The sequence below is a fragment of the Xanthomonas sp. 3307 genome, assembly GCF_014199735.1.
GTDB lineage: Bacteria > Pseudomonadota > Gammaproteobacteria > Xanthomonadales > Xanthomonadaceae > Xanthomonas_A > Xanthomonas_A rydalmerensis.
Genome location: NZ_JACHOG010000001.1, coordinates 686,511 through 709,149, shown reverse-complemented (window position 1 = coordinate 709,149; position 22,639 = coordinate 686,511). Strand labels below are relative to the sequence as shown.

Annotated in this window: 16 protein-coding genes; 8 read left to right on the top strand and 8 right to left on the bottom strand. The window is 68.9% G+C overall.

Going from position 1 to position 22,639, the window contains the following annotated elements; translation table 11 throughout:
- Nucleotides 1–39: 39 nt before the first annotated feature.
- The 3 genes from GGR64_RS03000 to GGR64_RS02990 all read right to left on the bottom strand — a co-directional run bounded on the left by GGR64_RS03000 (nt 40) and on the right by GGR64_RS02990 (nt 2,630).
- Nucleotides 40–393: a hypothetical protein gene (locus GGR64_RS03000; RefSeq protein ID WP_160948353.1), complete on the bottom strand. Its 354-nt coding sequence runs from the start codon at nt 391–393 to the stop codon at nt 40–42.
- Between the two features lie 597 nt (nt 394–990).
- Complete coding sequence (locus tag GGR64_RS02995; RefSeq protein ID WP_167087446.1) at nt 991–1,332, bottom strand: hypothetical protein; 342 nt, start codon at nt 1,330–1,332, stop codon at nt 991–993.
- A 122-nt stretch (nt 1,333–1,454) separates the two neighbouring features.
- Nucleotides 1,455–2,630, bottom strand: a complete 1,176-nt coding sequence (locus GGR64_RS02990; protein ID WP_167087448.1) for a thiolase family protein — start codon at nt 2,628–2,630, stop codon at nt 1,455–1,457.
- 201 nt (nt 2,631–2,831) lie between these two features.
- Here GGR64_RS02990 and GGR64_RS02985 point away from each other — a divergent pair, with 201 nt between their 5' ends.
- On the top strand, nt 2,832–5,654 hold the full coding sequence (locus tag GGR64_RS02985) for an autotransporter serine protease (protein WP_260302656.1): 2,823 nt from the start codon (nt 2,832–2,834) through the stop codon (nt 5,652–5,654).
- Nucleotides 5,655–5,774: 120 nt separating this feature from the next.
- On the opposite strand, the gene GGR64_RS02980 is transcribed toward GGR64_RS02985, so the two are convergent.
- Together GGR64_RS02980 and GGR64_RS02975 are read right to left on the bottom strand one after the other, a co-directional pair.
- Nucleotides 5,775–6,875: a Glu/Leu/Phe/Val dehydrogenase gene (locus tag GGR64_RS02980; RefSeq protein WP_167087452.1), complete on the bottom strand. Its 1,101-nt coding sequence runs from the start codon at nt 6,873–6,875 to the stop codon at nt 5,775–5,777.
- A gap of 546 nt (nt 6,876–7,421) precedes the next feature.
- Nucleotides 7,422–7,739 (bottom strand): hypothetical protein, encoded by a 318-nt coding sequence (locus GGR64_RS02975; RefSeq protein WP_260302654.1) that lies wholly within the window; start codon nt 7,737–7,739, stop codon nt 7,422–7,424.
- A 218-nt stretch (nt 7,740–7,957) separates the two neighbouring features.
- On the opposite strand from GGR64_RS02975, the gene GGR64_RS02970 reads away from it, so the two are divergent.
- The 3 genes from GGR64_RS02970 (at nt 7,958) to GGR64_RS02960 (ending at nt 14,152) form a co-directional block, all read left to right on the top strand.
- Complete coding sequence (locus GGR64_RS02970; RefSeq protein WP_184643852.1) at nt 7,958–11,551, top strand: methylmalonyl-CoA mutase family protein; 3,594 nt, start codon at nt 7,958–7,960, stop codon at nt 11,549–11,551.
- Between the two features lie 261 nt (nt 11,552–11,812).
- Nucleotides 11,813–12,847, top strand: coding sequence for an HDOD domain-containing protein (locus GGR64_RS02965; protein ID WP_260302651.1), 1,035 nt, complete (start codon nt 11,813–11,815; stop codon nt 12,845–12,847).
- Nucleotides 12,848–12,991: 144 nt separating this feature from the next.
- Nucleotides 12,992–14,152, top strand: a complete 1,161-nt coding sequence (locus GGR64_RS02960; RefSeq protein ID WP_184643848.1) for a M50 family metallopeptidase — start codon at nt 12,992–12,994, stop codon at nt 14,150–14,152.
- A gap of 55 nt (nt 14,153–14,207) precedes the next feature.
- On the opposite strand, the gene GGR64_RS02955 is transcribed toward GGR64_RS02960, so the two are convergent.
- A complete protein-coding gene (locus GGR64_RS02955; protein WP_167087460.1) occupies nt 14,208–14,696 on the bottom strand; it encodes a pyridoxamine 5'-phosphate oxidase family protein in 489 nt (162 codons plus the stop codon).
- Between the two features lie 327 nt (nt 14,697–15,023).
- Here GGR64_RS02955 and GGR64_RS02950 point away from each other — a divergent pair, with 327 nt between their 5' ends.
- The 3 genes from GGR64_RS02950 (at nt 15,024) to GGR64_RS02940 (ending at nt 17,014) form a co-directional block, all read left to right on the top strand.
- Nucleotides 15,024–15,995, top strand: coding sequence for a lipase family protein (locus GGR64_RS02950; protein WP_184643846.1), 972 nt, complete (start codon nt 15,024–15,026; stop codon nt 15,993–15,995).
- 106 nt (nt 15,996–16,101) lie between these two features.
- Nucleotides 16,102–16,677, top strand: coding sequence for an N-acetylmuramidase (locus GGR64_RS02945; RefSeq protein ID WP_184643844.1), 576 nt, complete (start codon nt 16,102–16,104; stop codon nt 16,675–16,677).
- Between the two features lie 163 nt (nt 16,678–16,840).
- Nucleotides 16,841–17,014 (top strand): DUF1328 family protein, encoded by a 174-nt coding sequence (locus GGR64_RS02940; protein WP_184643842.1) that lies wholly within the window; start codon nt 16,841–16,843, stop codon nt 17,012–17,014.
- 104 nt (nt 17,015–17,118) lie between these two features.
- Here the strand turns inward: GGR64_RS02940 and GGR64_RS02935 are convergent, their stop codons facing one another.
- Nucleotides 17,119–17,337, bottom strand: coding sequence for a hypothetical protein (locus GGR64_RS02935; protein WP_184644327.1), 219 nt, complete (start codon nt 17,335–17,337; stop codon nt 17,119–17,121).
- 84 nt (nt 17,338–17,421) lie between these two features.
- Nucleotides 17,422–18,822, bottom strand: coding sequence for a serine protease (locus GGR64_RS02930; RefSeq protein WP_184449150.1), 1,401 nt, complete (start codon nt 18,820–18,822; stop codon nt 17,422–17,424).
- 724 nt (nt 18,823–19,546) lie between these two features.
- On the opposite strand from GGR64_RS02930, the gene GGR64_RS02925 reads away from it, so the two are divergent.
- Nucleotides 19,547–22,459 (top strand): TonB-dependent receptor, encoded by a 2,913-nt coding sequence (locus GGR64_RS02925; RefSeq protein WP_184643840.1) that lies wholly within the window; start codon nt 19,547–19,549, stop codon nt 22,457–22,459.
- The last annotated feature ends 180 nt before the right edge of the window (nt 22,460–22,639 follow it).

The following is a 22,639-nucleotide window of genomic DNA, read 5'->3' as shown; positions in this document are numbered from 1 at the left end:
GCGGCTGCCGCTCCCGCACGTGCGGGAGCGGCAGGTGACTCAATGGCGCTCGCGGTCGCCGTTGTGCGGGTCTTCGTTGGCGTTCTCGCGTGCCTTGTCGGCGACCTTCTGCGCCGCATTCGCGGTGGCTTCGCTGGCATCGGCCGCCATTTCCTTGGCCGCGGCCGAGGCGTCCTGCACGGCCTCGGAATTGGCGGCACGGTGCGCGGCGTCGCGCGCGTCGGCGGCGACCTCGCGCCCAGTCTGCGCGACCTGGCCCGCGGCTTCCTTGGCGGCTTCGCCGGTCTGCTCGGCGGCGACCTTGGCGTCGCGTTGCGCCTGCTGCGATTCGGGACCCTGGCAGCCGGCCAGTGCAAGGGCGCCCAGCAGGGCCACGATCGGGGTCTTGTTCATGCGGCTTCTCCGTCCACGGGTGGGTGACGCGGCGCAGCCTAGGCGGGCGCGCATGCAGCCTGCGTCAAGGCGCGCGGGCAAGTGTTCAGGATGGCGGCGCAGGGAGGGACGTGTGGCGTGGGACGGCCCAGCGCGTCCTGTCATGCGCGCGCCATGCGTTCACGGGTGGACGGAGTGGTCGAAATCTTCATCGGCCGATTCGCGGTACTTGGTGCGCCGGCGCGAAGGCGGTACGCGATTCCCGATGGCAGTGTCGGCGAGCCGGGCCCGCCATGCCCCAGCCTGCGGGGAGATTTGCCGCGTGTCGCGCAGTGCGTGCGTGGGCGCCTGCATCGCGGCGGAGCGGCAACCTCACGTTGGCGTGGGTGCGTGCGCGGCATGTGCCGCGGGGAGCGTGTGCGACGACACCGGGCGCGCAGCGCTGCGGCGTCTGCGCGCGTCGCGGCGTGATAGCGCCGCCATTGCGATCGCCCGGAGGCAGCAGCGCGGTGCGGTGCCGATCGCACCCTTTCGTCGTCGCACCCGCCAATCGCCAGGCAAAGAAAAAGCCGCTGGCGGACCAGCGGCTCTTTCAGGACTGCAAAAAGCAAGAAGTGATTACTTCTTGGCTTCCTGAGCAGCGTCCTTGGCCTTGTCGGCGGTGTCTTCCGCAGCCTTGGCGGTGTCGGCAGCCTTGTCGGCAGCGGCATCGGTCGGGGCAGCGGCGGCAGCGGCCGAAGCGTCGGCAGCGGTGTTGGCGGCGGTCGCGGCGGTGTCGGCAGCAGCCTGAGAGGCGTCGGCGGTCGGGGCGCCGGCGGCAGCCGACTGGTCGGCAGCAGCCTGGGCGTCGGTGGCGGCTTCGTTAGCCGACTGCGCGGCGTCCTGGGCCTGCTCCTGCTTCGAGCACGCGGCCAGGGCCAGGCCCAGGGCCATTGCGATCAGCAGCTTGTTGATGCTCATTGTGTCTATCCTCGTCGTTTAGTTAGGCAACGCGCGAATGCGCGCCCTCAACATGATGACAAGCCAAAGTCGGCTGTCAAGCGCACGCGCATTCATTTTTGTGTTTCAGGGGTTAATTCCAGTCAAATCAATTCGATGGCGACCGCTGTCGCTTCGCCACCCCCGATGCACAGGGTCGCGATTCCGCGGCGGCCGCCACGGCTGCGCAACGCATTTAGCAATGTCACCAGCAGGCGCGCACCGGAGGCGCCGATCGGATGGCCGAGCGCACAGGCACCGCCGTGGACGTTGATCTTGGCATGGTCCAGGCCCAGTTCCTTGATCGGCACCATGGCCACCACGGCGAAGGCTTCGTTGATCTCGAACAGGTCGACCTGGTCCAGGCTCCAGCCCACCTGATCGAGCAGCTTGCGGATCGCGCCGACCGGTGCGGTGGTGAACCATTCCGGCGCCTGCGAGAAGGTCGCATGGCCGACGATCCGCGCCAGCGGCGCGACGCCGCGGCGCGCGGCCTCGTCGGCACCCAGCAGCACCAGCGCGGCGGCGCCGTCGGAGATGCTCGAGGAACTGGCCGCGGTGACCGTGCCGTCCTTCTTGAACGCCGGCTTCAGCGCCGGGATCTTGGTCACGTCGGACTTGCCCGGCTGCTCGTCGCTGTCGACCTGCACCTCGCCCTTGCGGGTGGCGACGGTCACGGGGACGATTTCCGCAGCGAAGGCGCCATCGCGCTGCGCGGCCTGCGCGCGGTTCACCGATTCGATCGCGAACGCGTCCTGGTCCTGGCGGCTGAAGCCGAACTTCTCCGCGGTGGCCTCGCCGAACACGCCCATCGCCTGGCCGTCGTCGGGATTGGTCAGGCCGTCCCAGGCCATGTGGTCGACCGCCTGGAAGTTGCCGTAGCGGTTGCCGGTGCGCGAGTTCGGCAGCATGTGCGGCGCGTTGCTCATCGACTCCATGCCGCCGGCGACGACGATGCTGGCCGACCCGGCCTTGATCAGGTCGTGGCCGAGCATCACTGCCTTCATGCCCGAGCCGCAGACCTTGTTGATGGTGGTGGCGCCGGTGCCGTCGGGCACGCCGGCCGCGCGCGCGGCCTGGCGGGCGGGAGCCTGGCCGAGATTGGCCGGCAGCACGCAGCCCATGATGACTTCGGAGACATCCGCGGCGGGGATGCCGGACTGCTCCAGCGCGGCGCGGATGGCCGCGGCGCCCAGCGTCGGCGTGGGTACGCCGTTGAACTGGCCCAGGAACGCGCCGATGGCGGTGCGCTTGGCCGCGGCGATGACGATCTCGGTCATGGCAAACCCTTACGAAAGTGGTTTTCCGATTATCGGCCGCGGCGCGGGTTCTGCCAATCGCAGGTGCCTGGGGTGGCCGTCTCGCGAGCGCTGTTTCGGTGTAGATTGGCGTGGGTCATCGCCGTCGCCGACGGCCGATGAATGGAATGGCACCGGTCGGTGCGGCAGATCAAGGTAGAGGGGAAGAACATGCGGGCATTGATGGCACGGTCGCTGCTGGCGGCCGCGGTAGCGGTTGCGCTGACCTCGTGCGGTGGCGGCGGTGGCGGTGGCGGCAATCTGGTCCATGGCAGTCCGCCGCCGACCTCGCCGCCTCCGCCCCCACCGCCGCCGCCGCCCCCTCCGCCGCCGACGTCACCGCCGCCGACCTCGCCACCGCCGCCGCAGCCGGCGTTCGACGCGCATCTGACCCTGACCAATACGCTGGCCGCGCACAGCGCCGGCTACGACGGCAGCGGCTACCGCATCGGCGTGGTCGACACCGGCGTCAACCGCAACCATCCGGCGCTGGCCGGGCGGGTGGTGTCGAACCTGATCTACGTCGATCCGAGCCAGAACAACACCAAGGTCGACGACGTCGACGGCCACGGCACCACCGTGGCGCAGCTGGCGGCGGGCAAGTCGGTCGGGCAGTGGCCGGGCGGCATCGCGCCGGGCGCGCAGATCGTGTCCGCACGCATCATTGCCGATACCCCGCCCAAGGACGACGGCAGCGGCAGCGGCAACCAGGTCAGTGGCGGGCTGGGCCTGACCCAGGTCCACCAGGACCTGATCAATGCCGGCGTCAAGGTGATGAACAACTCCTGGGGCGGCATCTACTGGACCGACCTGAACTCGACCAACGCCATCGCCGCCGAGTACCGCCCGTTCGTGATCGGCAACGGTGGCCTGGTGGTGTTCGCCGCCGGCAACGAATCCAAGTCCACGCCCTCGGACATCGCTTCGCTGCCCAGCAAGTCCGGCCCCAACGGCACCCTGCCGGCGGCGGACCTGGAGCGTGGCTGGCTGGTGGTGGCGGCGACGGATTCGAGCACCGGCACGCAGCTGGCCTCGTATTCCAACGCCTGTGGCGCGGCGATGCGCTACTGCCTGGTCGCGCCCGGCACCGAGGTGTTCGTCGATCCCAAGGCCACCTCCGCCAGCAACCCCGACTACTACTACGGCAGCGGCACCTCGTTCGCGGCGCCGCTGGTGTCCGGTGCGGCGGCGCTGGTCTGGCAGGCCTTCCCGTATTTCACCAACGACCTGGTCCGGCAGACCCTGCTCGGCACCGCCACCGACCTGGGCACGCCGGGCGTGGACGCGACCTTCGGCTACGGCCTGCTCAACGTCGGCAAGGCGGTGCAGGGACCTGGCCGCTTCGACTGGGGCGACGTGACCGTGGGCTTCACCGGCAGCTCGACCTGGGCCAACGACATCGCCGGCAGCGGCGGCCTGATCAAGCAGGGCAGCGGCACGCTGACCCTGAGCGGCACCCAGAATACCTACAGCGGCGACACCCAGGTGCAGGGCGGCACGCTCAGCGCGGCCAGCCTGGGCAGCTCGAACGTGGCGATCAGCAATGGCGCCACCTTCGTCGGCACCGGCGCGCTCGGCGGCAGCGTCGCCAATGCCGGCACCTTCCAGGTCGGCGCGGCCACGCTGAGCCTGAGCGGCAACTACGTGCAGAGCAGCAACGGCCGGCTGGCCCTGCTGGTCGGCGACAAGCTCTCGGTCGGCGGCAGCGCCGTCCTGCAGGGCGGTTCGCTGTACGTGCTGGGCAAGCGCGACTACGTGGTCAACAACACCGCGTACAGGGTGCTGGAGGCCAACGGCGGGCTCACCGGCACGTTCGCCTCGGTGACCACGCCGTCGAACGTGTTCCTGACCTCGTTCCTGTCCTACGACGCCACCAGCGCCTCGATCACCGTGCAGGCGCTGAGCGTCACCGCCGCCGCGGCCAGTTTCGGCAACATCACTGCGGCGACTCTGGCGTCGGCGACGCGCGTGGATGCGGCGTTCGCGCAGCTCAACACGCAGCTGAGCCACGACCCGGCCACGGTCGACGGCGCCCTGCTCAAGGCGGCCGGCGCAGTGCAGCAGTCGCCGAGCGTGGCGGCGGCGTCGGCGACGCTGCGCAGCCTGTCCGGCGAGGCGCATGCCGCGGCCACCGCGATGACCTTCGACACCATGGACCTGCAGCGGCGCGCGCTGTCCAGCCGCTTCGACACGCTGGTCGAACGACCGCGCGCGGTCGGCGCCTGGAGCCAGCGCCTGGGCGAGACCGGGCAGGGCAGCTTTGCCGGCAGCGAGTTCCAACTCGATGGCTGGCTGATGGGCCAGGACCTGCGCCTGAACGACCACCTCGTCGCCGGCGTCGCCTTCGGCGAGAGCCGCGCCAGCGATGCCGGCAGCCTGGACCGCAGCCGCAACCGCCAGGTGCAGGGCCAGGCCTATCTCGGTGCGATGGCCGGCAATGCCTACGCGCTGGCGCAACTGGGCAGCGGCCAGTACCAGCGCCAGCTCGACCGCAGCCTGCTGCTTGGCGACACCGTCGCCGACGCCTCCAGCCGTTATGCCGGGCGCTTCCTGTCCTCCAGCGTCGAGGTCGGCTATCGGTTCGGGCGCGGCCCGGCGTGGCTGACCCCGTATGCCGGCGCCGACTACAGCCGCATCGACAGCGATGGCTTCCGCGAACAGGGCGGCGATGGCTTCGGGCTGATGGCCGGCGCGGCCAGTTCCTCGCGCAGCCAGGCACTGGCCGGCTTGCGGGGCGGATTCGGCGGGCGTGGCTGGTCGCTGCAGGGCTATGCCGAGTGGCAGCAGACGCTGGCCACGCAGGGCTTGGAGCGGCAGGCCAGCTTCGTCGGCGTGAACGCGTGGGCGCCGCTGGTGGACCTGCAGCCGGCGCGCTCGGGCGGGCTGTTCGGCGCCAGCCTGCAGACGCGCTGGAACGGCGCGCTGCTGGGCCTGGGCTACGACCAGCGCTTCGGGCCGCGCGGCGACGACCGCGCGGTGTCGCTGAACTATCGCCTGGGCTTCTGAGTCCCGGTACCCGTCCGGCGCGTGCTGCGCCGGCTCGGGGTCGATCAGTCAGGCAGGGCCGGGGCGTCCCGGCCCTGCGATCTGTGGCTCTTCCGCCTGCGGCGCAGGCGGCGCGCGGCGTCACTCGCCGCGCAGATGGCCCATCGAGCGCGGTGCGGTGCGGCCCAGCGGCAGCTTGAGCTTGCCGATCGCCTGCATGCGCGCCTCGGCGATGCGGTCGGCGGCCTGTTGCGGCGGAATGTTCTCGCGCTCGGACAGGTCGAAGATCTTGCCGAGGTTGTGGTACATGCTGCGGATCAGTCGCATCGCGCGTTCGCGGTTGTAGCCGTCGATCTCCAGCGACACGTTCATCACCCCGCCGGCGTTGACCGCGTAGTCGGGCGCGTAGAGGATGCCGCGGCGGTGCAGTTCCTCGCCGACGGCGGGATTGGCCAACTGGTTGTTGGCGGTGCCGCAGACGATCTTGACCTTGAGCCGCGGCAGCTTGGCCTCGTCGAGCGCGCTCTCCATGGCGCACGGCGCCAGCACGTCGGCGGCGACGTCGTAGATGTCGTCCGGGTCGACCGATTCGGCGCCGTATTCGGCCACGGCGCGCGCGACCAGCGCCGGGTCCAGGTCGGTCACGTACAGCTTGGCGCCGCGTTCCTTGAGCAGCTTCACCAGCTCCATGCCGATGTGGCCCAGACCCTGCACGGCGATGCTGGTCTTGCCGATCTCCTCGTGGCCGAACTTGCGTTGCAGCGAGGCCATCAGCGCCTGCAGCGCGCCGTAGGCGGTGAACGGGGCCGGGTCGCCGGAGCCGCCATGCACCTGGTGCACGCCGGTGACGTACTCGGTCTCCAGGTAGATCTGCTCCATGTCGTTGACGTCGGTGCCGACGTCCTCGGCGGTGATGTAGCGGCCGCCCAGCGAATCGACGTAGCGTCCGAAGGCGCGGAACAGCGCTTCGGACTTGTCGCTCTTCGGATCGCCGATGATCACCGCCTTGCCGCCGCCGATGTTGAGCCCGGCCAGCGCGTTCTTGTAGGTCATGGTGCGGCTGAGCCGCAGCGCGTCCTGCAGGGCGGACTCGGTGTTGGCGTAGGGGCGCATGCGCACGCCGCCCAGCGCGGGGCCGAGCACGGTGTTGTGGATGGCGATGATCGCCTGCAGTCCCACGTCGCGGTTGTGGCAGAAGACGACCTGTTCGTGGCCGGTGTTGGCTAGCGTTTCGAAAAGCATGGGGGCTCCGCTGGCGTTGCAGGTGTCAGGCACCATGGTCCAGGAACATGCCTGGTGAGTGGCGCAAAACAAAAACGCGACGGTTCCGGAACAGGCCCTGAGCGTCGCGATGCCGGCATTTTAAAGCAATTGCCGGCTGCCCGCGCGATGACGCCATGGCCCCGCGGTGCGGGCATCTCGCCGTGCTGTGCGACGCAAGGGACGGCAGCGTGCCCGTTTGCCCGGGCCGATGCTGAGATCGCGGACCAGGGCGGCTCTCGGTGGAGGCGGTGCCTGGCGGACGGGGAAGAGCGGGCGAGCGGTGGCGGTCAGTCCCCGTGGCGGCCGCCGGCAATGCGATTGCATTGTGGGAGGGGCTTCAGCCCCGACGTCTGACAGTCGGCGCCGGGGCTGAAGTCTCTTCGCAGCTGCGCAGCGGGCAGCGGCCGAACGCCGGCACCGCGTGTGTCGCGGTACGCCATGCGGGCCGGCGGCCATGCATCGGCGGGCACGCAGCCGCGCGCGCCGCCAGCATGGCGATCACGCGCGGCGCTGTGGGGCGATGCATCAGTGGCGGACCCAGTACCCGGCGTGGAAGCGATAGGCGGGGCCGTAGTGCTCCCAGCGCGGGCCGACGTAGACGTAGCCCGGCCGTTCCACCACGTAGCGGCCGGCGACCCAGACGTGGTGGTACCCGTTCCACTGCCAGTAGCCGGGCATCCAGACATAGCCGGGACGCACCACCACCCGTTCCACCCGCGGCGGCGGCGGCGCGGCGCGGACCGACAGTTCCACCACCTCGCGCGCCTGCGCGGGCGCGACGGCCATGCCGCCGGCGAGCGCGCCGCCGAGCAGGGAGGCCAGCAACAAGGGACGAGCGAACATACGATGTCTCCGAAGGTATCGGCGGGGTGCCGACGTCGGAGGAAACGCCGCGACCGGCACGGCTGTTGACCGCGCACCCGGTGCGTATTCATGTAGCGGATAGGCAAGCGTGGCGTCGCGCGCGCGGCCCGCTCCGCTGGCGCGCATGCTGCAGCGCAACCTGCCCGTGTCGCGCTGCGCGCCTAGAATCGCGGCATTCTCTTTTCGATGTGCGCACGATGAGCCTTCCCGCGTCCCGCGTTCCGTTGCCGCAGACGGATGCCAGTCCCTTGCGTTTCGTCACCGCCGCCAGCCTGTTCGACGGCCACGATGCGGCGATCAACATCATGCGCCGCCTGATCCAGGCGCAGGGCGCCGAGGTGATCCATCTCGGCCACAACCGCAGCGTCGAGGACGTGGTGCGCGCGGCGCTGCACGAGGATGCCGATGCGATCGCGCTGTCGTCCTACCAGGGCGGCCACGTGGAGTACTTCAAGTACATGGTGGACATGCTGCGCGAGCGCGGCGCCGGCCATGTGCGGGTGTTCGGCGGCGGTGGCGGCACCATCACCCCCGAGGAGATCGCCGAGCTGCAGGCCTACGGCGTGGAGCGCATCTACCACCCCAACGACGGCATGAAGATGGGCCTGGTGGAGATGATCGAGGACGTGGTGGCGCGTGCCGGGCGCGCACGGGACGCGGGACCCGGGACCCGGGACCCGGAACAAGCCGGCACCTCGATTCCCAGCATCGACGACGAGATCGGCATCGGCAGGATGCTGTCGGCCATTGAAGACGGCGTGTTCTCCGAGGCCGAACTGGCCCTGTTGCGCAAGCAGTGGCAGGCCGGCCTGCCTCGCCCTTCCGAGTCCCGGGTTCCGGGTCCCGGGTCCCGCAGCGGGCGCGCAGCGCCCGTACTCGGCCTGACCGGCACCGGCGGCGCCGGCAAGTCCTCGGTCACCGACGAACTGCTCAACCGCTTCCTGGCCAGCTTCCCGCAGATGCGCATCGCGGTGGTGTCGGTGGACCCGAGCCGACGCCGCACCGGCGGCGCGCTGCTCGGCGACCGCATCCGCATGAACGCGCTGCGCAGCCCGCGCGTGTACATGCGCTCGATGGCCACGCGGCGCCAGCACGCCGCCACCAATCGCGTGCTGAAGGACTGCATCGCGCTGCTGAAGGGCATCGGCTACGACCTGGTGATCGTGGAGACCGCCGGCATCGGCCAGAGCGATTCGGAGATCGTCGATCTGGTCGATTTCCCGGTGTACGTGATGACCAGCGACTACGGCGCGCCGAGCCAGCTGGAGAAGATCGACATGCTCGACTTCGCCGAACTGGTGGTGCTGAACAAGTACGACCGGCGCGGCGCCGAGGATGCGTTGCGCGACGTGCGCAAGCAGTGGCGGCGCAACCGCGCGGCGTTCCAGCTGGAGGACGAGGCGGTCCCGGTGTATCCGACCATCGCCAGCCAGTTCAACGATCCGGGCGTGAGCTGGATGTTCGTCAATCTGTGCCGCCTGTTGCGCGAGAAGCTCGATGCGCAGACCGAGGCCGCTGCAGGCTCGCCTGGTGCGCAGGCGCACTGCGATTTCCGCCCGCAGCTCGACACCACGCTGAAGGAGCCGCGCGCCACCGTGCTGATTCCCGGCGCGCGCGTGCGCTACCTGGCCGAGATCGCCGAGCAGGGTCGCGCCCTCAATGCCGGCGTGCTGCGCCAGGCCGAAGCGGCCGACCGTGCGCAGGCGTTCTGGCAGGCGTTGCACGAACTGCAGGATCCGCAGTTGCCGGCGCAACTGGAACTGTACGCGGCGCAGGACCTGCTGCCGGCGCCGCGCACGTCCGCCGAGGCCTCCGCTGCCGCCGTCGACGCCAGCCTGCTGTTGCTGCGCCAGCGCTACAACGATGCCTTGCAGTCGCTGTCCAACGAGTCGCTGAAGCTGCTGCGCGAGTGGCCGCAACGGCTGAAGTCGATCACCGATCCGGTCACCGAGTACGCGGTGCGCGGCAAGCCGATCCGGGTGGAGAACTACCGGCAGTCGCTGAGTCATCAGTCCATTCCGAAGATCGCCGCGCCGCGCTACAAGAGCTGGGGCGAACTGCTGACCTTCCTCGGCAAGGAGAACCTGCCCGGCAGCTATCCGTACACCGGCGGCGTGTATCCGTACCGCCGCACCGGCGAGGATCCGATCCGCATGTTCGCCGGCGAGGGCACGCCCGAGCGCACCAACCGGCGCTTCCACTATCTGAGCGTCGGCCAGCCGGCCGCGCGCCTGTCCACCGCCTTCGACAGCGTCACCCTGTACGGCGAGGACCCGGCGCCGCGTCCGGACATCTACGGCAAGATCGGCAACTCGGGGGTCAATATCCCGACCCTGGACGACATGAAGAAGCTCTACTCCGGCTTCGACCTGTGCGCGCCGACCACCAGCGTGTCGATGACTATCAACGGCCCGGCGCCGATGATCCTGGCGATGTTCATGAACACCGCCATCGACCAGCAGGTGGAGAAGTACCTCAAGGCCGACGCGCAGCGCTGGGCGCAGGCCGAGCAGACCCTGGCGCGGCTGTTCGAAGGCCGCGAACGCCCGCGCTATCACGGCGAGCTGCCGCCGGGCAACGACGGCCTCGGCCTGGCCCTGCTCGGGGTCAGCGGCGAGCAGTTGGTGGATGCGCCGACCTATGCGCAGATCAAGGCGCAGACCCTGTCCAGCGTGCGCGGCACGGTGCAGGCGGACATCCTCAAGGAGGACCAGGCGCAGAATACCTGCATCTTCAGCACCGAATTCGCACTGCGCATGATGGGCGACATCCAGCAGTATTTCGTCGAGCAGAAGGTGCGTAATTTCTACTCGGTGTCGATCTCCGGCTATCACATCGCCGAGGCCGGGGCGAACCCGATCAGCCAGCTCGCCTTCACCCTCAGCAATGGCTTCACCATCGTCGAGTACTACCTGGCGCGCGGCATGCACATCGACGATTTCGCGCCGAACCTGAGCTTCTTCTTCAGCAACGGCATGGACCCGGAATACACGGTGATCGGCCGGGTGGCACGGCGGATCTGGGCGCGGGCGATGCGCGAGCGCTACGGCGGCAACGAGCGCAGCCAGATGATGAAGTACCACATCCAGACCTCGGGCCGCTCGCTGCACGCGCAGGAGATCCAGTTCAACGACATCCGCACTACGCTGCAGGCGCTGTATGCGTTGTTCGACAACTGCAACAGCCTGCACACCAATGCCTACGACGAGGCGATCACCACGCCGACCGAGGAGAGCGTGCGCCGCGCGGTAGCGATCCAGATGATCATCAACAAGGAGCTGGGGCTGAACTTCTGCGAGAACCCCTGGCAGGGCAGCTTCATCGTCGAGCAGCTCACCGACTTGGTCGAGGAGGCGGTGTACAAGGAGTTCGAGGCGATCAGCGAACGTGGCGGCGTGCTCGGCGCGATGGACACCATGTACCAGCGCGGCAAGATCCAGGAAGAGAGCCTGTACTACGAACACAAGAAGCACGACGGCAGCCTGCCGTTGGTCGGGGTCAACACGTTCCTGCCCAAGGAGCACGCCGGCGAGACCGCGACCGAGATCGAATTGATCCGCTCCACCGAACAGGAAAAGGACCAGCAGATCGGCAACGTGCGCGACTGGCAGCAGCGCCGCAACGCGCTGGCGCTGGCCGCGGACGGCGCCGGCCTGGGCGCGCTGCAACGCGCCGCGCGCGAGCGCCGCAACGTGTTCACGGCGCTGATGGAGGCGGTGAAGACCCATAGCCTGGGCCAGATCAGCCACGCGCTGTACGAGGTCGGCGGCGAGTATCGGCGCAACATGTAGCCGTCGCGGCGTCGGGCGCCGCCGGCATGGCGCTTGCATGGTGCGATGGGTGACATGGGCGCCGCGACGCGGCGTGTCGATGCGCGCGCGCGGATCGGCGCAGGACACCCGCACAGCGGGTGCCTGCGGCCGCAGGTCGGTATCGCCGCGCACGAATCGGCGCGGCATGCTTGAATGGCGTTGCGTGCCACGTGGGTGCGCACCGGTGGCTGGGCGCGGGGACCTGGCGATGTTTTGCGGATGACGACGATCGTGCCGATCATGTGGATTGCCATCAGCGCGGCTGCGCTGGTGCTGGGGGCGGGACTCTGGTGGTGGTGGCGCCGTGGCCGTGGCGATGCGGCGGAGGCGCCGCAGGTGCGTGCCGTCGCCGAGGATGCCGACCTGCCCGAGGCGCCGGCAGCGCCTGCACGCGCCGCGCTGGCCGCGCCTGATGCCGCAGCGGAACCGGGCCTCGACCCCTTCGCCGACCCGGCGCTGATCGGCCTGGATCCAGTGCCGGACGCCGCGATCCTGGCGAGCCTGTGCGAGCTGGCGTTCGCTGGCCGGCCGGTGCACGCAGCGGCGGCCGCGCCGGCGGTCATGGCCGATGCCGCCGTGGTGCTGGCGCGCATCGACGCGCATCCGCGCTACACGCCACGGCGTCCGCACCTGCTGCCGCAGCTCACCCGTGCGATCAACGATCCGGCCGCCGGCGCGCATTCCATCGCCACGATCCTGGGCCAGGACCCGGCGCTGGCCGGCAACCTGCTGCGCATCGCCAACAGCGTCGTCTACCGCCGCCATCCCGAGCCGATCGAGAACCTGGAGCGGGCGGTGGCCCTGCTCGGCACCGAGGGCCTGCGCCAGATCGTGCTGGCGGCGCTGCTGCAGCCGGTGATCGTCGACGACGGCAGCGTCTTCGGCCGCTGTGCGGCGGTGCTGTGGGAACACACCCTGCTGTCGGCGCACGCCGCCGCCCAGGTGCCCGATCGCGACGATGCGAACGCCGCGCAGTTGCTGGCGCTGCTGTGCGGGCTGGGCGCGGTCTCGGTGGTGCAGGTGCTGCGCGATGTCCACGCGCGCCACGCCGAGGCAACGCCCACACCGGCGGCGATGACCGAGATGCTGGAAGCCTGGTCGGCGCACTGCGCCAAGGCCATCTCTGCGGACTGGGGGCTGTCGCCGCGGGTGCAGCGGGCCTTGGAAGAGCAGGCGGGCGACGCCGAGGTGGCGACCATGAGTCCGCTCGGCCTTGCCCTGCGCCGGCAGCGCGCCGCGGCGGCCGCGCAGTTGGCGGTGCGCTATCGCCGCTAGTCGCGGCGCGTGGGCGATCGGACGGCGCCGGCGAACCGTGCAAGGACTCGGCAGATCGCGACAGCAGCGGTGCGGGGCAGGGCGCGATCGCAGTGGGGTGCTGCGCCAGGCGGGGCGAGGCGCGCTCCAACGGGGTGGACGCGGATGAGCGCCATCGACCAAACGCGCACCGCATGGGCCGCACCGCCCTGGCTCGACGCCGTGCTCAAAGGCGTGCGCCTTGTCCTGATCATTGTCGGCAACCTGGCCATGTTCGCCGGCTGCATGGCCCTGGCGCACGTGGTCACGTCGGCGCTGGCGCCCTTTCTGGCGATGCTGCTGATCTTCCCGCTGGCGGTGTTCGCCACGATTGCGATCCACGAAGGCGGACACGCGTTGGCGGCGCGCGCGGTCGGCATGACCGTGTCCATGGTGCGGGTCGGCCCACTGCACCTGCTTGCGCGGCGCCGCGGCTGGCGGGTCCGCTGGCAACGCACGCGGCAAGGCGACAACACGGGCGTCGTGCTGGCGGTGCCGAACCCGTATGCGGCAGTGCGCCGGCAGTATCTGGTGCTGATCGCCGGAGGTCCGCTGGCCAACCTGCTGGTGGCGGCCGGATGCGGATTCCTGGCATGGCGCCTGGGGCTGGGCAGCAGCAGTGGCGCGTTCTGCATCGGCGCAGCCGTGTTCAATCTGGCAGTCGGGTTGGGCAATCTGGTGCCGTTGCAGAGCGCGCTCGGCGGCAGCGACGGCCTGAAGTTGCTGAAGCATGCACGGCGGCGCGATCCGGACGCCCTGGCCGAGGTGCTGGCCGAACTCAATGGCCTCTCGCTGCGCGGCGTCACCGCGGACAAGCTGCCGGCACACCGCCTGGCTCTGCTCGCGGACGGCGACGGCTGGTTTTTCTATGTCTGGTTCACGCTGAAAGCCATGCAGATCCGTGGCGAGTGGGCGCAGATCGCTGCGCTGCAGCCGGTTTTCGAAGAGCAGGTCGCGACGCTGCCTGCGCCGGTCGCCGAAGCCTGGCACACCCTGGTCGCGCTGTTGCGCTGCGAACTCGCGTTCTCGCGTGCCATGGCCGGCGCCGACCAGGCCGATCCCCTGGATGCGTCACTGAATGCAGAGATCGATTGGACGAGTCCGGCGTTGCGTCCGCGCTGCCAGGCGCTGATGGCGGCGCAGCGTGGTGACGCGGGTGCCGCGTTGGCGGCATTGGCGCGCGCTGAGGCATTGGCCGAGAACGACGTGGATGCCGCCACCCGGCAATGCGAACGCGTGCTGTGCGAGGCGATCCGTCAGCGGCTGCCGCCGACCTCGCGTCCCTGATCGTGCATGGCCAGCCGGCATGCGGCCGGCTGGCGTGCAGTGCCCAGCGTGCCGCTCAGCGCAGCGGCACGTCGGCGACCTTGTCCTGGTAGTCGCGCTTGGGGTCGATGCCGAACAACACCTTGATGCCGGCCATCAGGCTGGAGCCGTTGAGCCAGATCTGCGCGTGATCCGGATCCAGGCGCAGCAATGCCAGTTTGGGATCTTCCTTGCCCTCTTCGTACCACGCTGCGACATAGCCGTTCCACAGGCGCTCGATCACGGCCTGGTCGTTGTCGACACTGAGCGTGCCGCTGATGCTGGCGAACAGATCGTGGCCCTTGGCGCTGAACGCGGCGATCACCCGCTGGCTCTGCGCCAGCTTCTGCACCAGCGCGTTGTCCTTGGAGGTGAAGAACCAGATCGGGCCGCCGCTGTCGCCCTCGAACTGTGCGGTCATCGGGCGGGCGTGGCCATCCTCGACGCCGTCCAGGCCCAGCATCACGGTGCGGTCGGACTTCAATGCCTTCCAGAATTTCTCTTCCAGTTCCTGCGGGCTGGCCATGCGGATCTCCGAGCGGGCGACAGTGCCCGCCTGCACTGTGCCGGGAGGCGCGCGCGCGGTCCGTGACGGAACGGTGCAAGCGGTGTGCACAGGCGGTGCCTGCGCGCCCGCATGCGGAGCACTGTAGACAAATACAGCGGTGGCGATGTGCGCTGCGATGCGCATCCAAGCATCATCGTGATCGGCAGTGCTATCAAACCGCACGCTCCGCCCGTGCGGTCATCGCCCGATGGCCGCCGCCGCGTGGCGGACGGACCACGGTTCCGCAGGGAAAGCGTGTGCCGGCTTCCACGGCGCACGCCGCGCCGCCCGACAGGATGTTTGCCGATGAGTGCGATTCCCGCGACGCAACCGCTGTTGCCGCCGCAACTGACCCTGGCGATGGCCGCCGCCAGCATCGCCGCCTACGCGGCCTACGAAGGCAAGCCGGTGTCGGCGCCGTCCGACTACCGCCTGGTCGCCCGCTGGTCCGGCTGGGACGGCGATCCGCTGGGCGGTAGCGAGGAGCTGTTCGGCCTGCTGTTCCGCTCCACGGTCGCCGCCGGCACCTATCTGTTCGCGTTCCGTGGCACCGATTCGGACCTGGACATCTACGAGGACCTGGACTTCTCCACCACCGCCTTCGTCCCCGCCGCTGGCACGGCCACGCCGGCGCCGCAGGTGTCGGCCGGGTTCTACGGCATCTACAACGCCAGGGGCGGCGCCATGCGCGCCTCGATGCGCGAGCAGTTGTTCGCCCTGCTGGAGCACTTCGCGCCGACCCAGGTCTACGTCACCGGGCACAGCCTGGGCGGCGCGTTGAGCCAGTTGTTCTCGCTGGACCTGGCGCTGAGTCGGCCGGCGCTGCCCAGTCGCAACATCAATTTCTGCAGCCCGATGGTCGGCGACGCGAGCTGGGAGCAGGTCTATGCCGCGCATATTCCTGCAGCCGACAGCACGCGCTGCTACAACTACTGGGACTACGTGCCGTCGCTGCCGCCGTCCACGTTCGGCTATGCGCCGGTGGGGCAGGCGTTCCGGACCGCCTACGACGTCAACGGCGCCTGGTTCCCGCATCTGTTGCCACGGCACTCCATCGCCAACATGCAGGTCGTGCTGCAGCATGCGCTGTGGCAGACGCCGCAGGCCTGGAGCGGCACCTTTGCCGACCAGACCGATCCGCAGCGGCTGATGCGCAGCCAGATCCCGCCCACCACGCCGCATCCGGCCTGGGCCGACATGGCGCTGACCGCGCGTGCAGCCGAGCAGGCGCTGGGCTTTCCGGAAGGCGCGCCTTCACCGCCGGCATCCACGCCATGAGCGCCTGCGCCGCCTGGCGGCGCGCCCCGCGTGCCTCAGCGCACTGCATGGCGCCACCGGGTGTGCCACGCTGCCGGGAACGCCCATCGATCGCAAGGAGTTGGCCATGGCCTCGTTCGACCTGTATCTCCCGCAGCTGCTGCGGTTCGAAGGCGGCTTCGTCGACGATCCTGACGATCCGGGCGGTGCCACCAATTACGGCATCACCCTGGCCACGTTCCAGCGCTGCGCGCAGGCACTGCTCGGCGAGGCGCCGACCCTGCAGGCGTTGCGCGCGCTGACGGTCGAGCAGGCCGCGACGATCTACCAGCACGAATACTGGGACAGGATCGGCGCCGACCAGATCGCCTCGCAACCCCTGGCCGAACTCGTGTTCGATTTCTACGTCAACGCCGGCGACGTGGCGATCAAGCTGTTGCAGCGCATCCTGCAGCAACTGGGCGCGACGGACTTGGTGATCGATGGGGAGATGGGGCCGACCACCCTGGCGGCCCTGGCCAGCGCGGACACGGCGCAGGTGTATGCGCAGTATCGGCAGCAGCGCATCGACTACTACCAGCGCGTGGTGGCAGAGCGTCCGGTCGACGCCAAGTTCCTCGCCGGCTGGCTGCGCCGCGCGGAATGGTTCCCGGCGAACCTGCCGGCGGATGGGGCGGCGCCGGCGCAGACCGGCACCGCCTGAGCGTCGGCCCCGCGCCCTGCCATGCGTGCACGGCGCGTGTATCCACGTTTCACCGCCTGCGCATGTCGCGCTGGCTAGTCTCCCGGACGAGCGTCGGCCCTGGGCCGGCGTCATCGCACGTCGTCACGGCGTGCGCCTGTCCTCGTTTCGGGAAGACCGCATCATGATCAAGTGGGCCATCATCATCGCCATCATCGGACTCATCGCCGGCGCGCTCGGCTTCAGCGGCGTGGCGGGCGCGGCGATGGGCATCGCCAAGTTCCTGTTCTGGGCCGGCATCGCCATCGCCCTGGTGCTGTTCGTGCTGGGCACGATGCTGGCCAAGAAGGTCAGCTGAGCGCAGCGCCGGGCACGTCGCGTCGAGGCGTGTGCGTCGCGCGACAGGGCCGGTAGAAGGACGCGATACAGTGGCCAGCAGGCGCCTGCGGCGCCGCTGCAGGCCTAGGCGTCGCTGGCAGTGTCGGCGTCGTTCGGCGCGGCGTCGTCGTCGGATGCGGGCTTGGCCGCGGCGGCACGCGCTTCGCGCTTGCGTGCTTCCTTTTCTTCCTGCTGTTTCTTCTTGGCCAGCTCGCGCTGACGTTTCTCGAAGGAGTAGTTGGGCTTGGCCAATGCGCATCTGCCGGTGAGGGGAATGCGTCGAGTGTAGCCGGTGTGCGCCATCGGCGTGCGAAACGGACAGGCCGCCCGTGTGAGACGGCCTGTCCTAGGCGCAGGTGCGGGAGTACGGCCCTCCCGGACCTTGGCTTACGGGCTCAGATACTGCTGGATCGACGAATACACGTCGGCGAAGCGCGAGTAGTAGTCGGGATCGCTCGGCGCGCTGCAGTACGAGGTGCCGCCATACAGGCCACCGCGCAACTGGTAGGTGCCGTTGCTGCTGACGGTGAACAGGCCGGAGCCGGACGAGCCGCCCTCGGTGACGCCGGTGCTCCACTGCACGCGGTACAGCGGCGACTTGCCGTCGGTGGAGGTGGACAGGGCGGTGACCTTGCCCAGCGAGTACTTCTTGACGTCGCCGGCCGGGTGGTGGATGCCTTCGATCGCGGTGCCGGTCGAGCCGATCGCCGAGCTGCTCCAGCCCGCATAGAACGCGCCGCTGGGCGGGGCGCTCTTGAGCTCAAGCAGCGAGGTGTCGCGGGTGGTGTTGGCGTAGCGCAGGTAGGCACCGCCGCCGAGCGTGGTGTAGTTGGAATTGACCGTGGAGCCGCCGCAGGTGGTGGCGTCGTAGAACCAGTAGGTCTGCAGCGTGTTGGCCACGGTCTGGGTGCTGATGCAGTGCGCCGCGGTCCAGAACATCGCTTTCTTCGGCGAGTTGCTGTTGTTGAGCAGGGTGCCGGTGCACAGGTAGGTGCTGCCGCCACTGGTGAAGGTCATGCGCGCCACCGACTTGGCCGCCGAGGTGAAGCCCGAGCTCGGATTGGCGCGGCAGACGATGTCGCGCTCGCACGAATCGCTCTCGCCGATCATCGGCCGCATCATCGTGTCGCTGGCGACCGGGCTGATGTCCAGGTGCGACAGCTGCGGGATCTTCAGCGCGAAGCCCTGCGGATACTGGCCCGCCGGTAGTTCGATCTCCACCACCATGCGCGCGCCGGCGATCACCGCCGACCAGCCGGGCTGGCTGCCGGCGAAATCGGCGCCGCTCTGCTGGAACACGCGGCCGTCCTCGCCGGCGAAGCGCAGCGTCGCCTTGCGCGGATCGCCGGGCTGGGCGCCGCTGCCGCTGAGTTGCAGCGCCGCGCGCAGCGCCTGCGCATTGGTCGAGGCGATTTCGAAACTGGTGACCTGCGCGCCGTTGGGAAGGGTCTGCCACTTCAGCCGGCGCAGGTTGATGTCGGGCTTGGCGACGTCGCGGGAAAAGCCGATCTGCAGCGGCTGGCCGTTCTTGACCTGCTGTCCGCGCGCCTGCTTCATCGCCGCGGCCTTGCTGCTGTCGGGCGCGGCCAGTTCGATCAGGCGCGGTGCGTGCGCGCTGCCCGGGGGAAGGCTGCGCAGTTCCGCGCCACCGAGCGCGGCGGCATCCGGGCGTGCTTCGACCGGGGCGGAGTCCATCTCGGCTGCTGGGGGAGTGGCAGCCATGGCGACGGGGGACATGCCGGCAATGCCGGCGAGCAACGCCACATACAACGCGTGCTTGCGATTCATCGATCTTCCTTCTGCGAAGAGGGACGAGACCATCCGGCAGGGGACCGGATGCCATTCATTGCACCCGAGTTCAGGGTGCCTGCCGAGGCTACGGGCGACGCCACGATGATTGCGTGCCAGACGTCACGCTCGGGCGGCCGGTTTCGTAGACAGCTGCTCACATTGCGTGTGATGGCGCGAGAGAACTACGGGGTCGCCGTGCTGCATCGGCATCGCTCATGGGCGCTGCAGAGCGGGCGCACGGCGCTGCACATCGGCTAGGCGTCGACATCAACGCAGGGTGCGTGGGCGGTCTGGATCGACGCGTCGACACCGCTGCCTGGCGATGCTGTTTCGGTCCGGTCAGCCGTCACTGACACGTCAGGCCAAGCCGCATGAAACAGGCCCGGATGGGCCTGCCCAGGACGGTTTCGACGCGTGGCTACCTTTCTGCAGGCTTTCCGACAAATTTCAGTAGATTCAATTACTTAAATCGAAACTGGGGTGCTGAAGCGCAGCTTGCATCGATTCAAATTCGGCCTATAACGCTGGCGTTACATATATGAACTTCTCGTTCTTGTATGCACCGCCTTGCGGATGGCCCGCGCAAGGCCAGGGGAATCGGGGGGCTTGCACCACTTCGAACATCGATCGCTCCTGAGGGGGGAGACCAATGAACAGAACCGCTTTCCGGCGTGGACTCATCGCCAGTTCCGTTGCGCTCGTGCTGTGGGCGCCTTCTCTCATGGCGCAATCCGCGCCCGACAGCCCGCCGCCGCCAACCGGCCCCGGCAAGGCCGACAAGCCGGTCGAACTCAAGGCGGTGACGGTCACCGGGTCGATGATCCCGCGCGTGGAGGTCGAAGGTCCCGCACCGGTGGTCACCATCACCGGCGAAGAGATCAAGAAGCAGGGCTACACCACGCTGTGGGAATTCCTCGATTCGCTGCCGCAGGTGGGCCAGCAGGTGTCCGATCCGGCCTCGTGGGGCTCCAGTTCAGTCAATGCGCGGTCGGTGAACCTGCGCGGGCTCGGCCCCGGTTTCAGCCTGCTGATGATCGATGGCCATCGCGTGGTCGATTACCCGCAGCCGCTCAACAAGCAGAGCAACTTCCAGAACTTCAACAACATCCCCACCGGGATGATCGATCACATCGAAGTGCTCGCCTCCGGCGCGTCGTCGATCTACGGCTCGGACGCGGTTGCCGGCGTGGTCAACGTGATCCTCAAGAAGAACTACGAGGGCAACCAACTGCAGGTCACCGCGGGCGGCGCGACGCGTGGCGGCCGCGAGTACGGCGACATCAACTACTTCGGCGGCCGCGCGGGCAGCAACTGGCACGTGACCTACAACCTGGAGCACTCCAACCGCAGCGCGCTGTGGGGCATGGACCGGCCCTACCAGGATTCCGTGGCCGATGCGGGCTACGGCGCATGGGGCCCGGCCTCGCGCATGTTCGGCTACCAGTACGATGCCGCCGGCGCGATCGCGCTGTCGGCCACCGACGCCAACGGCCACAACATCACGCCGCCCTCCGGCACCTGCGACAAGTTCACCAATTCGCGCCTGGCGCAGTCGCACTCGGTGACCACCAATGGCGCCCAGATCACCGGCGTCACCGACAACGGCTTCTATTGCGCGCAGCCGGCGCTGTTCCAGAACTGGGTGCTGACCCCGGGCAGCCGCAGCAACAACGGTTATCTGTCGGGCGAATACGACTTCCAGAACGGCCTGCAGTTCTACGGCTCGGCCGCCCTGTACCAGACCGTGGGCATCTCCAACACGCAGCTCAACGTGTTCAGCGCCGGTCCGTTCTACGACCAGACCACCGGGCAGACGGTCAAACAGGTCATCCGCCAGTTGACCCAGAACGAGATTGGCGTCAGCGCCAACACCTACGATCGCGAGCTCAACTGGAACCTGCAGGCGGGCCTGCGCGGCACCGTGTTCGACGGCCGTTTCAACTGGGACCTCAACCTCAACACCCAGAAGTACATCGTCCGCGAGGAATTCACCGGCTACAACGCCCAGGCCACCAACACCTTCTTCCTCGGCCAGCAGCAGGGCACCACCGCGGACGGCCTGCCGATCTACGCGTTCAACTGGCAGCAGTTCTGGAACCCGATCACGCCGCAGCAGTACGACCAGTTCGCGGTGACCGGCGTGAACACCGCTTCGTCCTGGCTCGACCAGGCGCAGCTGCGCGTCAACGGCGACCTGTTCAAGTTACCGTGGGCCGATCGGTCGGTGGGCTGGGCCGCGGTGCTCGAAGCCGCGCACAACGGCTTCAAGCTGTCGCCCGACCCGCGCGCGGTGGATCCATCCACGTTCCAGAACCCGTTCGGCGCCTATCTCACCGGTGCCGGCACTCGGCAGCGCTTCTCGCTGGGCACGGAGTTCCGCGTGCCGGTGCTGGAGTCGGTGACCTGGACGCTCTCCGGTCGCCTGGACAAGTACAACGACGCCAGCCGTGCCGACATCGCCCGCACCTGGGGCTCGGGCTTGGAGTGGCGCCCGTACGACGGTCTGCTGCTGCGCGGCAGCTACGGCACCAACTTCAAGGCGCCGGACATGCAGGCCATCTACCTGACCGGTTCGACCTCGCCGGTGGGCTTCTACGCCGACCCGTTGCAGTGCGTGAACGCGATCAAGGCCGGTCAGAACAACAACACCTGGTGCAACAGCGTGCAGCGTCCCGGGTCGCAGTACTACACGCTCTACACCAACGGCAGCCGCCTGTTGCTGCCGCAGACCGGACACTCCTGGACCTACGGTTTCGTCTGGCAGGTGCCGGGCGTGCAGGGGCTGTCGGTGTCGGCCGATTACTGGAACATGGGCGTGGACAACGCCATCCAGTACCTCGGCCAGGACACTGTGCTGGCCGACGAAGCGGGTTGCCTGACCGGCGTGAAGCCGAACGGGACCTCGGGCCTGTCGCCATACACGGCGCACGTGGCCGGATCGGAGTACTGCCAGATGGTCACGCAGATGGTGAAGCGCGACGCCAACGGCCAGATCGTCTCGGTGCAATCGGGCCCGATCAACGAAGCCTCGCTGTACGTGGCCGGTGTCGACGCGTCGCTGGACTACAAGTTCCACACCGACGGCTACGGCGACTTCCGCGCGGGCATCAACTACACCAACAACCTGGCGTACAAGCAGCGCGTGCTGGCCTCGGATCCGCTGCAGAACACCCGCTACCAGAACGTGGCCAGTCGCATGACCTGGATCGCCGACTGGACCAAGGGCCGCTGGAACGTGTCGATCTCCGGCGTGCGCAACGGCCGCATGCGCGCCCCCAACTACGCCGGCTGCGACGTGCTGCCCAACGGCATCCAGCCCGGCATGGTCACGGTGCCTAATGGCGGCGAGTCCGTCTCCACCGGCGTCTGCCAGGTCACCCAGGACGGCAACCAGGTCACCGTGCCCGACACGACCTACCGGGGCCACGTGCCGGCGTGGATCACCTGGAACGGCTCGGTCGGCCTGCAGATCACGCCGGATCTGCACGCAAAGCTCGCGGTGTCGAACATCTTCGACAAGGTCGGCGCGATTCCGTACTACGCCGGCGGCTTCGAGTTCGTCCCCACCGGGCAGACCGCGAGCGAGTACAACGGCCGGGAAATGTTCCTGACGCTGGACTACACGTTCAACTGAGCGGTCAGCCGATAGGTCGGCGGGCGCCGCGGGAAGCGGAGCCCGCCGGATTTTCATGGGCCTGGCGTTGCGTCGTGCCCTCTCTCGTCGCAGCGCGAACCGTGCGACGCGTACGGGCGCCAGGTCGTTCTCGTCTGATGCCTGGTGCTTCGCGATGCGATGCGCTCGAGCAGCGCGCAA

Excerpts from the sequence above, each read along its gene's own strand:
- GGR64_RS03000 (WP_160948353.1), bottom strand. The coding sequence starts at position 393 with ATGAACAAGACCCCGATCGTGGCCCTGCTGGGCGCCCTTGCACTGGCC.
- GGR64_RS02995 (WP_167087446.1), bottom strand. The coding sequence starts at position 1,332 with ATGAGCATCAACAAGCTGCTGATCGCAATGGCCCTGGGCCTGGCCCTG.
- GGR64_RS02990 (WP_167087448.1), bottom strand. The coding sequence starts at position 2,630 with ATGACCGAGATCGTCATCGCCGCGGCCAAGCGCACCGCCATCGGCGCG.
- GGR64_RS02985 (WP_260302656.1), top strand. The coding sequence starts at position 2,832 with ATGGCACGGTCGCTGCTGGCGGCCGCGGTAGCGGTTGCGCTGACCTCG.
- GGR64_RS02980 (WP_167087452.1), bottom strand. The coding sequence starts at position 6,875 with ATGCTTTTCGAAACGCTAGCCAACACCGGCCACGAACAGGTCGTCTTC.
- GGR64_RS02975 (WP_260302654.1), bottom strand. The coding sequence starts at position 7,739 with ATGTTCGCTCGTCCCTTGTTGCTGGCCTCCCTGCTCGGCGGCGCGCTC.
- GGR64_RS02970 (WP_184643852.1), top strand. The coding sequence starts at position 7,958 with ATGAGCCTTCCCGCGTCCCGCGTTCCGTTGCCGCAGACGGATGCCAGT.
- GGR64_RS02965 (WP_260302651.1), top strand. The coding sequence starts at position 11,813 with ATGTGGATTGCCATCAGCGCGGCTGCGCTGGTGCTGGGGGCGGGACTC.
- GGR64_RS02960 (WP_184643848.1), top strand. The coding sequence starts at position 12,992 with ATGAGCGCCATCGACCAAACGCGCACCGCATGGGCCGCACCGCCCTGG.
- GGR64_RS02955 (WP_167087460.1), bottom strand. The coding sequence starts at position 14,696 with ATGGCCAGCCCGCAGGAACTGGAAGAGAAATTCTGGAAGGCATTGAAG.
- GGR64_RS02950 (WP_184643846.1), top strand. The coding sequence starts at position 15,024 with ATGAGTGCGATTCCCGCGACGCAACCGCTGTTGCCGCCGCAACTGACC.
- GGR64_RS02945 (WP_184643844.1), top strand. The coding sequence starts at position 16,102 with ATGGCCTCGTTCGACCTGTATCTCCCGCAGCTGCTGCGGTTCGAAGGC.
- GGR64_RS02940 (WP_184643842.1), top strand. The coding sequence starts at position 16,841 with ATGATCAAGTGGGCCATCATCATCGCCATCATCGGACTCATCGCCGGC.
- GGR64_RS02935 (WP_184644327.1), bottom strand. The coding sequence starts at position 17,337 with ATGGCGCACACCGGCTACACTCGACGCATTCCCCTCACCGGCAGATGC.
- GGR64_RS02930 (WP_184449150.1), bottom strand. The coding sequence starts at position 18,822 with ATGAATCGCAAGCACGCGTTGTATGTGGCGTTGCTCGCCGGCATTGCC.
- GGR64_RS02925 (WP_184643840.1), top strand. The coding sequence starts at position 19,547 with ATGGCGCAATCCGCGCCCGACAGCCCGCCGCCGCCAACCGGCCCCGGC.